At 58.7% G+C, this 12,829-nt stretch carries 11 protein-coding genes; 8 read left to right on the top strand and 3 right to left on the bottom strand.

Going from position 1 to position 12,829, the window contains the following annotated elements:
• The first annotated feature begins 420 nt into the window (after positions 1 to 420).
• From OP496_RS13685 to tusA, 8 genes are all read left to right on the top strand, one after another.
• On the top strand, positions 421 to 1,134 hold the full coding sequence (locus tag OP496_RS13685) for a response regulator (protein ID WP_280564274.1): 714 nt from the start codon (positions 421 to 423) through the stop codon (positions 1,132 to 1,134).
• Positions 1,135 to 1,181: 47 nt separating this feature from the next.
• On the top strand, positions 1,182 to 2,573 hold the full coding sequence (locus OP496_RS13680) for an ATP-binding protein (RefSeq protein ID WP_280564272.1): 1,392 nt from the start codon (positions 1,182 to 1,184) through the stop codon (positions 2,571 to 2,573).
• 352 nt (positions 2,574 to 2,925) lie between these two features.
• Positions 2,926 to 4,179 carry an ABC transporter substrate-binding protein gene (locus OP496_RS13675; protein ID WP_280564271.1) on the top strand — a complete coding sequence of 418 codons (1,254 nt, stop codon included), beginning with the start codon at positions 2,926 to 2,928 and terminating at the stop codon, positions 4,177 to 4,179.
• Positions 4,180 to 4,251: 72 nt separating this feature from the next.
• Positions 4,252 to 5,181 (top strand): sugar ABC transporter permease, encoded by a 930-nt coding sequence (locus OP496_RS13670; RefSeq protein WP_280564270.1) that lies wholly within the window; start codon positions 4,252 to 4,254, stop codon positions 5,179 to 5,181.
• Positions 5,174 to 6,052, top strand: coding sequence for a carbohydrate ABC transporter permease (locus tag OP496_RS13665; protein WP_280564269.1), 879 nt, complete (start codon positions 5,174 to 5,176; stop codon positions 6,050 to 6,052). The genes OP496_RS13670 and OP496_RS13665 overlap by 8 nt, the downstream gene beginning before the upstream one ends.
• 14 nt (positions 6,053 to 6,066) lie before the next feature.
• Complete coding sequence (ugpC, locus tag OP496_RS13660; RefSeq protein WP_280564268.1) at positions 6,067 to 7,194, top strand: sn-glycerol-3-phosphate ABC transporter ATP-binding protein UgpC; 1,128 nt, start codon at positions 6,067 to 6,069, stop codon at positions 7,192 to 7,194.
• Between the two features lie 75 nt (positions 7,195 to 7,269).
• A complete protein-coding gene (gene rlmM / locus OP496_RS13655; protein ID WP_280564267.1) occupies positions 7,270 to 8,343 on the top strand; it encodes a 23S rRNA (cytidine(2498)-2'-O)-methyltransferase RlmM in 1,074 nt (357 codons plus the stop codon).
• Between the two features lie 57 nt (positions 8,344 to 8,400).
• Entirely contained in the window at positions 8,401 to 8,652 is a 252-nt protein-coding gene (tusA, locus tag OP496_RS13650; RefSeq protein ID WP_280564266.1) for a sulfurtransferase TusA, read from the top strand.
• A gap of 12 nt (positions 8,653 to 8,664) precedes the next feature.
• Here tusA and OP496_RS13645 read toward each other — a convergent pair whose 3' ends face one another.
• The 3 genes from OP496_RS13645 to OP496_RS13635 form a co-directional block, all read right to left on the bottom strand.
• Entirely contained in the window at positions 8,665 to 9,372 is a 708-nt protein-coding gene (locus tag OP496_RS13645) for a hypothetical protein (protein WP_280564265.1), read from the bottom strand.
• A 167-nt stretch (positions 9,373 to 9,539) separates the two neighbouring features.
• Positions 9,540 to 11,714 (bottom strand): TRAP transporter fused permease subunit, encoded by a 2,175-nt coding sequence (locus OP496_RS13640; protein WP_280564264.1) that lies wholly within the window; start codon positions 11,712 to 11,714, stop codon positions 9,540 to 9,542.
• Positions 11,715 to 11,799: 85 nt separating this feature from the next.
• Positions 11,800 to 12,777, bottom strand: coding sequence for a TAXI family TRAP transporter solute-binding subunit (locus OP496_RS13635; RefSeq protein ID WP_280564263.1), 978 nt, complete (start codon positions 12,775 to 12,777; stop codon positions 11,800 to 11,802).
• Between the last annotated feature and the right edge of the window lie 52 nt (positions 12,778 to 12,829).

The raw sequence follows: 12,829 nt of genomic DNA, 5'->3' as shown, positions 1-12,829 counted from the left end.
TGCGAGAGTAGGTCATCGTCAGGCATTTATTTCGAACCCCGGCCATTGGTCGGGGTTCATTCATTGAGGGCCTTCCCCATGGAGAGTCCCGGATGGCCGGCCCCGTCATCGTCAGGCATTTATTCGAAAACCCCCGCTTCGAAAGAGGCGGGGGTTTTGTCGTTTGGGGCCTGAAAAACAATGGGTTTGACTCCGACGAATGAAAAGCTACTACGTCGAGTATCGTCCAGGCGCCGATAAAACCCGCCAATGTTGCGTATGTACGTTATATTCCTCCCCCTTTGGTCGTGTCGCTCCCTGATTCTCTTGATGCGCAGGGGAAGCCATCGCATCATTCAGAAAGAATCGTGATGATAACCAACAAATATCCGCAGCGCCTTCTGTCGAATTGGGAAGCAGCGGCAGGGAGCGTCTCTCACTATGACAATGAATCATACGACAGTAGCTGTCATCGATGACGACGTCGAAATTCGTGAGTTGTTGCAAACTTACCTTGAGCAGCATGGTTTCAAGGTCGTGTTGGGGAGCGATGGCGATTCCTTATCGACCTTGATACGTAATGAAGATCCCGACTTGCTGATACTCGACATCATGATGCCGGGAGAGGATGGCTTGTCGCTTTGTCGTGATCTTCGCCGCCACAGCAACTTGCCTATCATCATGTTGACCGCCAGCGTGGATGAGACCGATCGTATTCTCGGGCTCGAACTAGGGGCCGACGACTACCTGGCTAAGCCCTTTAACCCGCGTGAGCTACTGGCACGCATCAAGGCGATATTGCGCCGTGTCAAACCGTTGCCGGCTGTGGCGACACGTATTATAAGGTTTGGACCTTGGTCCTTAGACCGAATTACGCGTGAGTTGATCGATGGTGCGGGCAATCGGAGTCATTTATCGGGTGCAGATTATCAGCTGCTAGGTGTGTTTCTTGATCACCCCGAGCAGGTTCTGTCTCGCGAGCGCCTGTTCGATTTGAGTCGGGGACGTCGTGCTCCGCCTCTGGATCGATCCATCGATGTACACGTCTGCCGCTTGCGTCAGCGCCTGGGAGAAGATGCCCAGCATTCGCAATTGATCCGCACCGTACGCGGGGCAGGTTATGTCCTGGCCACTCCCGTGGAATCGGTAATGTGAAGCGGTGGTGGCGTCCACGAACCCTAAGGGGCCGCTTCGTATTGATCATGTTGCTAGGCGTTTTAGGCGCGCAGATTGCCAGCTATGGCATCTGGAGTTGGCAGGAAAACCGTGAGCGCCTGGCGAGGCTCGATACCCTATCGCGTCATCTCGCCGAGAGTCTGGCCACCACCGTACGTTACTTCAATTCCTTGCCGTATGAGTATCGGCATATCGTGCTCGATCAATTGCGCGATATGGGGGGAACCCGCTTCTTCGTCAGTGTCAACGACCACCGTATCGTCTTGCCAAGTACCAATGGAGGCAACGCGCGTGAGATGGTGGCCGCTACTTTGCGAGATGGGCTCGTGCAAGCGCTTGGGCAGCGCGAAATGTACATCGGATTTTCACGGCCCAGCGATCTGCGTGTGTTCAATAATGAAGTCCCCCTTGCGGAGCTCCCCGCCCATTGGGCACACCGTAGCTTGGCTATCACACCATTATCGACGCCCATTCTCGTCGTGCAAATGCCACTCGAAGGGGGCAATTGGCTGTTTGTCGCGACGTCCCTTCCCATGGCGGAGTCTCTTGAAGACGCCACTTGGCTATCCGCTGATCGACTTTTCGTCTCCGTCGTCGTATTGCTGACGGTCATCGCCCTATCGTTGTGGGGAATACGTTGGTCGACACGACCGCTCTCGATCCTGGCCAAGGCGGCGAGACGTCTGGGGGACGACCTTGAATCGCCGCCCCTTGCCGAACGCGGGCCACGTGAATTGCGTGATACGGCGGCGGCGTTCAATCGCATGGGTGAACGAATTCGTCATCAGGTCGAGGAGCGTGAACGCTTATTTTCCGCCATTTCGCACGACCTCAAAACACCCATCACACGCTTACGCCTGCGCGCCGAGATGCTTGACTCATCCGTTCAGCGCGAGGCGTTCGTACGCTCCCTCGATGAGATGGACCAATTAGTGAAGGGGGTCTTGGCGTCGGTGAAGGGGCTGGATCTCCATGAGACGGCCACTGCGATCGACGTGGATGTACTGGTGAAGGACATCATGGAGGATCTCGCCGTGCATGAAGCGGCGTCGATGCACCTTGAAGGGCACGCAGGATGGTTATCGGCCAAACCGCTGGCCTTCAAGCGTTGCTTGGCCAATCTCATCGAGAACGCCATTTTTTATGCGCAGTATGTGAATATCGCACTTCAACGGGATAGCGAGCATATTGTCATCGGCATCAGTGACGATGGGCCGGGCATTCCCCAGGCACAGCGAGAGCGTGTCTTCGAGCCCTTCGTGCGGCTCGAGCCTTCCCGGAGTCGTCACACGGGCGGTAGTGGTCTGGGGCTTGCCATTGCTCGGCATATCGTGCGTGCCCACGGTGGGGAGATCTACTTGAGCGAATCCGCTGAAGGCGGGTTGAGTATCCGGCTAAGCCTACCCTTGGCGCATTAAGCTTCCGGAGAAGGGAAGCGGCGTTGAATATTACAGAGCTGCAATATGTCGCCAAGACTTTGTAAGACTCGGAAACCCAAACGCATGTTGGCATGCGCTACGCTCGAAACCAGGGATCGGGGGCGTTCGATCCGCTGGCTCATAGTCGCCAACGAGGGACTGACGTAATAACGAAAACGGCCGCGGATGGCGCCATTCCTTCGAGTGTGAGCAGTGCTGGGCTTCGGGCCTTCTGTCTTCCTTCCTTGCCCCGTCGACGCTTCACTGGCCGCTCCCGAGACTGGTAAGACACGAGGACCCCCCTCGTGATTGAGCGACCCATGTCGCGATAACAACCATAAGGAGTTACGTCATGAAAACGATCCATGCGCTCGCAGCAGGTGCTTTGCTGGCTGCTGCCGTGGGACAGGCCAATGCTGCTGAAATTGAGGTTCTCCATTGGTGGACCTCGGGAGGCGAAGCCAAGGCTGCCAAGCTTCTCAAGGAAAAACTCGAGGACAAGGGACATACCTGGAAAGATTTCGCGGTTGCCGGCGGGGCCGGCGATAGTGCCATGACGGTACTCAAATCACGCGCACTCTCTGGAAACCCTCCCGCTGTGGCACAGATCAAGGGCCCGTTGATTCAAGAGTGGGGCGATATGGGGTTCCTGGGTAATATCGATAAAGCCGCCGAAGCCGATGGGTGGGACGACTTCCTTCCCGAGGAAATCGTCGCCGCCGATAAAGTCGACGGTCACTATGCCGCAGTCCCCGTCAATATTCACCGTATCAACTGGATCTGGGCCAACCCCGAGGTCCTGGAAGACTCCGGCGTCGATCACGTGCCGCAGACCTGGGACGAGTTCTTTGACGCTGCCGACAAGATTCGCGAGGCGGGCTACATTCCGCTCGCTCACGGTGGACAACCCTGGCAGGATGCGACTGTTTTCGAAGTGGTCATGATGGGGATCGGGGGCGGCGATTTCTATCGCAAGGCGTTCGTCGACCTGGACCCTGAAGCGTTGACCAGTGACACCATGATCGAGTCGCTCAAGACCTTCAAGAAGCTACGCGGCACGATGGACGACAACATCGCCGGCCGTGACTGGAACATCGCTACATCGATGGTCATCAATGGCAAGGCGGCCATGCAGATCATGGGTGACTGGGCTAAGGGTGAGTTCACCGCCGCAGGCATGATGCCGGGCGAGGACTACGAATGCGTTGCCCCGCCGATGACCGAAAGCATGTTCTCCTACAACACCGATAGCCTGGCCATGTTCGATGTCGACGATGAAGGTCAGCAACAGGCCCAACGGGATCTGGCGAGTATCGTGCTGTCGAAGGACTTCCAGGTCCAGTTCAATCAAGCCAAAGGCTCGATTCCGGTGCGCTTGGACGTCTCCCTCGACGATTTCGATGCCTGCGCCAAGGCGTCGCGTGAGGCCTTTGATGTCGCCATGGACGAAGATGCGCTGGTGCCCAGCCTGGCACATGGCATGGCGGTGTCGGACAGCCAGCAAGGTGCGGTGTTCGATGTCATCACCAACTTTTTCAATGATCCTGACATGAAGGCCGAGACCGCCTCGGAGCGACTGGTCAGCGCCATACGCGCGGCCGAGTGAGGTGAGTCTTTGCTCGCTGCCGAATCTTGAATCGGTAGCGAGCAATCGTGTCTTTTCAAAAGGATATCGTCGATGCCATCAAATGTATCTGCGCCTGCTTCCGGAGAGCGACGACACCGACGCTCTCTGGCGGGCCATATTGAACGTGTATTGCCCCGTCTGGTAATAGCACCCTCGCTCGGGGTGGCGTTGTTTTTCGTCTATGGCTACATGCTCTGGACGTTTCTGCTGTCATTGACCAACTCGCGGATGTTGCCGCAATACGATTTCGTGGGGTTCGCGCAGTACGCACGACTCTTTGCCAATGAACGCTGGCACGTGGCGGCCACCAACTTGGTGGTGTTCGGTGGCTTGTTCATCGTGAGCTGTCTGGTGATAGGGCTACTGCTCGCGATTTTTCTCGATCAACGTATCCGACAGGAAGGTACGTTGCGCACGATTTACCTGTATCCGATGGCACTCTCCCTGATCGTGACCGGTGTCGTCTGGCGCTGGTTGCTCAATCCGGGATTGGGGATCCAGGCGATGGTGCGTGGCTGGGGGTTCGAAGACTTCACCTTCAACTGGCTCGTCGATAGCGACATGGCGATTTACACCCTGGTGATTGCCGCCGTATGGCAAGCGTCCGGGTTCGTGATGGCCTTGTTCCTGGCCGGTCTAAGGAGTATCGACGACAGCCTCTTTCAGGCAGCGGCGTTGGATGGCGCCAGTTTGCCGCGTATCTACACGCGCATCGTCCTGCCGAGTCTGCGTCCTGTGGTGTTCAGCGCGGTGATGATTCTCGCCCATATCGCCATCAAGAGTTTCGATCTGGTCATGGCGCTGACGGGAGGCGGCCCCGGCTACGCGACCGACCTGCCGGCCACTTTCATGTATGCACACACCTTTACACGAGGACAGATCGGCCTGGGGTCGGCGAGCGCGATCATGATGCTATGCGGCGTGTTGGCAATCTTGGTGCCGTATCTGTATTCCGAATTGCGAGGGCAGCGACATGGCTAACATGGTACGTCGACATACGACCTCGGCACGGCTCTGGCGAACTGGGTTATATACGCTACTGATCGTGGCGGCGCTGGTGTATCTATTACCGCTCGTGGTCATGCTTCTGACATCGCTGAAGCCCCTAGATGACATTCGTGCCGGTGGCCTCTTGTCGCTACCCAGCACGATCTCCTTCGAGGCCTGGAGCAAGGCGTGGGGATCGGCCTGCACCGGTATGCGCTGTAATGGCATGTCGGGCTACTTCCTCAATTCGATAGCCATCGTCGTCCCTGCCGTGGCGATTTCCTCTTTCGTGGGCGCGCTCAATGGTTACGTGTTGACCAAATGGCGGTTTCGCGGCGCGAACCTGTGTTTTGCACTGCTGCTGTTCGGCTGCTTCGTGCCGTTCCAGGTGGTGCTGATGCCCATGGCGAGGACGTTGGGCTGGTTGGGGCTGGCCAGTTCCACCAGTGGCTTGGTGCTTGTACATGTGGTGTATGGCATCGCGTTCACGACGCTTTTCTTCCGTAACTATTACGTGTCGATACCCGATGAAATGATCGCCGCCGCCAAGCTCGATGGAGCGGGGTTCTGGCGTATTTTCTGGCGTATTCTGCTGCCGGTATCGGGTCCCATCATCACCGTGACGGTCATCTGGCAATTCACTCAGATCTGGAATGATTTCTTGTTTGGGGTGTCGTTCGCGGGCTTCGACTCGCAGCCGGTGACGGTGGCACTTAACAATATGGTCAACACCTCCACCGGCGTTAAGGAGTACAACGTCGACATGGCAGCGGCCATGATCGCCGCTTTGCCGACACTGGTGGTGTATGTGTTGGCCGGAAAATATTTCGTGCGCGGGTTGACCGCGGGATCCGTCAAGGGTTGATTACAGAGGTCATTATGTCCGCTTTGAACATCCGTCACGTCAACAAGACATTCGGTAGCACGCAGGTACTCAAGGATATTTCTCTGGCGATCGATTCCGGGGAGTTCCTGATCCTGGTCGGCCCCTCGGGCTGCGGGAAGTCGACTTTGATGAATACCATCGCAGGGCTCGAGCCCGTCACCAGTGGCGAGATCCGCATTGGTGATGACGATGTGACCTGGCATACGCCGTCCGAGCGCGATATCGCCATGGTGTTTCAGTCCTATGCGCTTTATCCGAGCATGAACGTGCGCCAGAACATTTCCTTTGGTTTGGAAATGCGCAAGATGCCCAAGGCCCAGCGCGAAGAGGCGGTCTCGCGCGTGGCTGAGCTGCTGAAAATCACGCCGCTGCTTGATCGCAAGCCTTCGCAATTATCGGGTGGGCAGCGTCAGCGTGTCGCCATGGGCCGCGCCTTGGCGCGTGAGCCGCAGATCTATCTGTTCGACGAGCCGCTCTCGAATCTGGATGCCAAGCTGCGCGTGGAGATGCGCACCGAAATCAAGAAACTGCATCAGCGTCTCGGAACCACCATCGTCTATGTCACGCACGATCAGATCGAGGCCATGACGCTGGCCGATCGAATCGCGGTGATGCGCGACGGAGAAATCCTGCAGTTGGGCACGCCTCACGAAGTATACAATGATCCCGTGGATATGTTCGTGGCAGGCTTCATGGGCTCGCCATCGATGAACTTCCTTCCCGTCACGCTCGTGAGTCATGCAAGCGGTTATGCCTTGCAAGTCCATGATGAAGAACAAGGCGGGACGGCGTTGACGTTGCCTTGGCCGGTGGAGCGTGACACTCAGGAACTATCGGCCCGCGTCGGCGAGCGTTTGATCCTGGGGTTGCGGCCTGAGCATTTTCTCGAAGACGACGCCATACAAGAAGCGTCAGGTGAGGGTGCGCGGCTGGAGGTGACGGCAACAGTGGTCGAGCCGACCGGTGCGGATACCTTGCTGCAGGCGTGGCTGGGTGGCAGTGAGGTAACGACCCGCCTCGGCCCGAAGAGTCGTGTAGTGGCGGGAGACCGAGTGGTATTGCGCGCTGACTTGAGCCGTGCCGTCTTGTTCGATGAAAAGACCCAGCGGCGCCTGGCATAGCAAGGCGTCGGACGTGGCTTGCCTCGCGTACTGTCCGCTCGTTAGACTGCCGGCCCGCCGATCCTGGAGTCCAACATGGCCGTCTGTCCGCACGAGTGGCTACTCTATTGCCGTCCCGGTTTCGAGAAGGACCTGAGCGCCGAACTCTCTGACAAGACCGCCCATATGGGACAAGAAGGATACCCCATTGCAGCGCCGGGCAGCGGCCATGTGCGTTTCGTGCTCGACCCCGCCATGCCTGCCAATGACGTGCATCGTGGCCTACCGCTCGAGTCCTTGGTGTTTGCGCGGCAATCGCTGGTGGCATTTCCGCCCCTGGAAAATTTGCCTCGCGACGACCGGCTGACGGCGATCGTCGAGCTCGTTGTCGCCAGCGGCTGGTCGTTCGAATCGGTCTGGCAAGAAACGCCGGATACCAACGAAGAGAAGGCGCTGGCCGGCTTGATGAAAGCCTTGCGCAAGCCGTTGGAAAGCACGCTCAAAAAGCGCGGTGCGCTGCGTCGCAAGGCCGGTGGTCGGCGCTTGCATCTATTCTGGACGGCGGGCAATCGTGTCCAACTGGCGATAAGCTTCCCCGCTAACCGGGCCGAGCATCTCGGCGGCATATGGCGCCTGAAGTTCCCGCATGAAGCACCGAGTCGCTCGACCCTCAAGCTCGAAGAAGCCTGGCATGTCTTCGTGCCTCGTGATGCTTGGCCGGCGCGCCTTAACGATGCCATGCAAGCTGCCGATCTCGGTGCCGCCCCAGGGGGCTGGACCTATCAGCTCGTGCGCCAAGGCATGTATGTCTACGCCATCGATAATGGCCCCATGGACGCAACGCTGATGGCCACGGGGCAAGTCGAGCACTTGCGCGAGGATGCTTTTGTCTGGGAGCCCCCGATGCGCCTCGACTGGTTAGTGTGCGACATCGTCGACAAGCCCATGCGCGTCATCGACATGGTGGAACGCTGGTTGCTCCAGAGGTGGTGCCGTGAAGCGATCTTCAACCTGAAACTGCCCATGAAGAAGCGCTGGGAAGAAGTGGCGCGCTGCCTGACACGTCTTGAGGATAGTCTGCAGCGAGCCGGCGTGCGGGCACGGATACGCGCTCGCCATCTTTACCACGATCGCGAGGAGGTGACCGTGCATGTGGTCCTTCAGGATTGAGGTCGTCACGGCGATAGCGCATCATCGAGTTTGAGCGAACACGAGGTTACGTCATTTATGTCTGATCCCGATACGTCCCTGCCTACGCCGGATGCGGTGCTGGATACTACTGGCCTGTATTGTCCCGAACCGATCATGATGATGCACAATCGGGTGCGGGACATGAACGTTGGCCAACTTCTAGAGGTCATCGCCACGGACCCCGCCACGACACGCGACGTGCCCAAATTCTGCACCTTCCTGGGCTATGAGCTCATCGCGCAGTTGGAGGAAGACGAACGCTATCGCTATGTCATTCGTCTAGCGTGACGTCTCTCTTCTTCAAGGCGATGAAGAGGGCGTCGTCATCACGGCGAGGGCCTCCATGGTGGTGGGGTCCTGCTGCTTGATCTGATTGGCGATATGACGCTGGAAGTAATACACCGTCTCATGACGACTATGGCCGGCGTAGAGGCAGGCATCGCCAGCCACGATCGGCGTCTGCTCGACACGTTTCTCGTCGACGAGTAGCGATTCTATATTGCCGTCGTTGTACAAGCGCCAGCCAAATACCTGCTTGAGTTGCCAGCTCTCGCCGTCGCCGTCGCTGGCGAGGCACAGCGCATGCGTGCCCTGAGTATCGGGTAGCTGCTGTATCAAGGTCGGGGCCGACGTTTCTTCATAGTCGAAATACGCGGCGGCATGTTCCAGTTCATGGACCTTGTGCTCGGGCGGCGCATGGAAGATCTCTTCCGTTTCAGGGTCGCGATAGCCGAAAAAGCGCCCATGATCGGGACTGTCCATCTCATGACAGGCGGTCAAGGATTCCATCCAGGGCACCAAGCCAACCACCTCGCCGCTTTCGCGGAGCCCCCAGGCCAAAAGCGGCATGCCATACAGCGTGTCCGGGTCCGACGCCAGGTGATACAGCATCTCGAGGCCATCCAGTTCCGGCGCCAAGCGTAGAATGCGGCGCTGCGCCTGACGTCGCTGCCTCATGGTGTCCAGGTCAATGACCCGGGCGGTGCGTGGGGACGAAACGTTACCCATGGCAACCTCCTTGCGCAGCAGTGATAGGCCAAGACCTAGCTTCACTATTAGCACAGGCCAGCGTGGAAAGTTAAGCACTGAGGCAGTGTTTTTTCTGTTACCACACGTCACGCCCCCGAACGGTCAAGCCGAACGGGGGCGTTTTGGGGTAGAGCGGTCTCGGGAATTTAGCGCGGCGTGGCGGGAGACGTATCATTACGAGCGCGTTGCATGGCATAAAGCCCCACACCGATCATCAGGCCGATGATATCGGTGTAGATGCCGCCATAAATCATGCACAGCGCACCTATCAGCATCACGAGGCGCTGCCAGGCCTTGACCGGCCCGAAGAGCCATGCCTGCACGGTGGCCGACAGCAGCACGATACCGAGCGTTGCGGTGACGCCGACACGCAGGATCTGTAGCCATGAGCCCTCCATCAGCATCGCCGGGCTGTAGAAGAACATGAACGGCACGATGAAGGCCGCCAGACCGATCTTGAACGAGGCCACGGAGGTGGCCATGGCATTGTCGCCCGAGATCCCCGCCGCCGCGTAGGATGCCAGCGCCACCGGCGGTGTGATCGCCGAGACGACCGCGAAATAGAACACGAAGAAGTGCGCCACTAGCGGCTGAATACCGATGTCGATCAAGCCGGGCGCTACCACGGAGGCTGCAACGGCGTAAGCGGCGGTGGTCGGCATACCCATGCCCAATAGGATGCTGATGCACATGGCGAAGATCAGCGCCAGCAATTGGCTGACCCCGGCTAGGCCGAGCAGTAAGGACGAGAAGCGTGCCCCGACCCCCGTCAGCGCGATCACACCGACGATCAACCCGGCACAGGCGCACACGGCGATGATCTGAATCGACATCGTCCCGGCCAGTTGCAGTGCCCTGAGGATGGCTCGTATTCCCATCTTGTGCGGCGAGACCCAGCTCACCACGGCGGCGGATGCCGTCGCCAGCGTACCCGCGCGAATCACCGAGTAACCCATGAACAGTGCCGCGATTAGAATGATGATCGGCGCGAACAGATAGACTTGCTTGACGAGCTTCGAGAAACGCGGGATCTCGTCTTGACGCATGCCGCGCATGCCTTTGCGAGCGGCCTCGAAATCGACCATGAAATAGACCGAGGCGAAGTACAGGATCGCCGGAATCAGTGCGGCGATGGCGATCTCGGTGTAAGGAATGCCGGTAATTTCGGCCATGATGAAGGCACCGGCACCCATGATCGGGGGCATTATCTGCCCGCCAGTGGAAGCGGCCGCCTCGATGGCCCCGGCGCTGCGTGGTGGATAGCCGACCTTCTTCATCAATGGGATGGTCAGCGAACCGGTGGACACCACGTTGCCGGCGGAGGTGCCATTGATCATGCCCATCAAGCCAGAGGCGAAAATGGAGACCTTGGCGGGTCCGCCACGCGCACGTCCGGCAGCGGCGAAAGCGAAGTTGACGAAATAGTCACCGACCTTAGAGGCTTGTAGAAACGCCGCGAAGATGATGAATAAGATGATGTAGGTCGAGGAAACGGCAGTGGTCGGCCCGAGAATACCGGCATCGGTGTAGACCTGACTAAAGAAGCGGCCCACCGAGAGGCCTGGGTAGCCGAGGAAGCCCGGTAGATGAGGCCCGACAAAGACATAGACCAGAAAGATCGTGGAGATGATGATCAGCGCGAGACCGGCGACGCGGCGCGTCAGTTCGAGAATCAGCAGCGAACCGGCAATGGCCGCGTAGGAAATCCCCATGGGCGCGAAGGGCGTACCGGTGGAGGCGCGTAGCTGGCTATTGAACATCACCAGCAGATAGCCGGCCACGGCCAGCGAACAGACCATCAACACCACATCCGCCGGCGACAGCCCGTCGCGAACCTGACGATAGCTCCATGACAGTACGATGCCCGCGACGGTGGCCAGCAGCAACGGATAGCCGTAGTGCCAGGCCTCGATCTCGGGGGCGATGCGCATGGCGCCGTCGTTCATCGTCTGATACATCATCGCCACCCGAACCAAAGCGTAGAGCGCAGGGATCAACATGGCATAGCTCAACCAACGCAGCCAGGCACTCGAGCGCGCTTGCGGGGTCTCGGCGAATTGCGTACCGGCGTAGAAGCCATAGCCCAGTATCAGGGCACCGGCAATGTGCAGAATGCGAAACGACCACGTCTCGAGCGGATAGATGTTGAGCGAGACCAGGTGAAATAGCGAATACATGATGGCCAGGGAGCCGAACAGCCACCATTGCCATCCGCCGTAGAGACGCCGATTGGACTCGACAGCGACTTCGTCGACACCGTCGGCATTGACGGATTGGACGTCGTCGGCTCCCTCGTCAGGTGATTGGGTATGTTGAGACATTAAAACACCCTTGGGTGTGAATGGGAGGACACACAAGACGTCCCGCATCGCGACGATGCGGGACGGCGTTCAGGCGATCAGCCGGTTAGCGCTTCAGTTCCTCGGGAATTTCGTAGCCATTTTCCTCGTACCAGCGTACCGCACCCGGATGGAAGGGCAGCACGGTGTTGTACTTGAGGTTCTCCGGAACACTGAATTCGGCACTGCGGTGGATATCGCGCATCTTGTCGTTGTTTTCCATGCTCAGCTTGGTGATTTCGTAGACCAAGTCCTCGGGGAGGTCGCAACCGGCGATGGTGAAGTTCCACATGGAGACCGCGCGAGCATCGTCTTCAAGGGTCTGGTAGGTATCGGCGGGAATCGAGAATGCCGAAACCGGGAACTCTTCCATCACCTTGGCCTGTTCCTCCTCGGTGAACTCGACGATATTGACGTCGGTTTGCACCTCGAGTTGGCTGACGGCGGGAATCGGAATACCGGCAGCAAAGGCGATGACGTCGATCAGGCCGTCCTGCAATTGGCCACCCAGATCATTCCAGCCGCCGTTACGACGGTCGAACTCGACGCCGAGCTCTTCGAGCATGGCCGGGAAGTAGGTATCCGAGGTGGACGCCGCCGGGCCGAAACCGATGCTGGCCCCGTCGGGGATATCGGAGATCGACTCGATACCGCTGTCGGCGAGCGTGGTGATGGAAAACGGCGTCTCGTACATTGGGAACAGCGCACAGACATTGTCCATTTTCACACCCGGCGCCAGTGAGCTCTTGCCGGCCACGGCATCGGCCGCTGGTCCCATGGTGGTCAGGCCGAACGCCACCTCACCCGTGTGTACCAAGGCCAGGTTCTGGTTGGGGCCACCAGTGACTTCGCCGCCCCCTGAAAGCCCTAGTTCGTCGGCGATCATGTTGGCCCAGCCGGAGCCATACACGAAGTAAGTGCCGCCCTGGCTGGCGGTACCCACGGTAAAGCTTTCCGGCCAATCGTCACGGTCGGCTTGTGCCACGGTGGCGAGGCACATGGTCCCTGCGAGGGTGGCGGTCAAGGCGTGTGTCTTGATGGACATGGCGAATTCTCCCGATATCGATTGTGGTTATGCGTATCCATTACCGAGCGAT

This window comes from Chromohalobacter sp. 48-RD10, from assembly GCF_029889785.1.
Classification (GTDB): Bacteria; Pseudomonadota; Gammaproteobacteria; order Pseudomonadales; family Halomonadaceae; genus Chromohalobacter.
Note: the sequence above shows the minus strand (reverse complement) of the source record. Positions and strands in the feature narration are given on the sequence as shown.

What these genes read in the sequence shown, in the direction of transcription:
- rlmM (WP_280564267.1), top strand. Translation starts at nt 7,270, where the DNA reads ATGGCCGTCTGTCCGCACGAGTGGCTACTCTATTGCCGTCCCGGTTTC.
- ugpC (WP_280564268.1), top strand. Translation starts at nt 6,067, where the DNA reads ATGTCCGCTTTGAACATCCGTCACGTCAACAAGACATTCGGTAGCACG.
- OP496_RS13685 (WP_280564274.1), top strand. Translation starts at nt 421, where the DNA reads ATGACAATGAATCATACGACAGTAGCTGTCATCGATGACGACGTCGAA.
- OP496_RS13640 (WP_280564264.1), bottom strand. Translation starts at nt 11,714, where the DNA reads ATGTCTCAACATACCCAATCACCTGACGAGGGAGCCGACGACGTCCAA.
- tusA (WP_280564266.1), top strand. Translation starts at nt 8,401, where the DNA reads ATGTCTGATCCCGATACGTCCCTGCCTACGCCGGATGCGGTGCTGGAT.
- OP496_RS13670 (WP_280564270.1), top strand. Translation starts at nt 4,252, where the DNA reads ATGCCATCAAATGTATCTGCGCCTGCTTCCGGAGAGCGACGACACCGA.
- OP496_RS13645 (WP_280564265.1), bottom strand. Translation starts at nt 9,372, where the DNA reads ATGGGTAACGTTTCGTCCCCACGCACCGCCCGGGTCATTGACCTGGAC.
- OP496_RS13680 (WP_280564272.1), top strand. Translation starts at nt 1,182, where the DNA reads ATGTTGCTAGGCGTTTTAGGCGCGCAGATTGCCAGCTATGGCATCTGG.
- OP496_RS13665 (WP_280564269.1), top strand. Translation starts at nt 5,174, where the DNA reads ATGGCTAACATGGTACGTCGACATACGACCTCGGCACGGCTCTGGCGA.
- OP496_RS13635 (WP_280564263.1), bottom strand. Translation starts at nt 12,777, where the DNA reads ATGTCCATCAAGACACACGCCTTGACCGCCACCCTCGCAGGGACCATG.
- OP496_RS13675 (WP_280564271.1), top strand. Translation starts at nt 2,926, where the DNA reads ATGAAAACGATCCATGCGCTCGCAGCAGGTGCTTTGCTGGCTGCTGCC.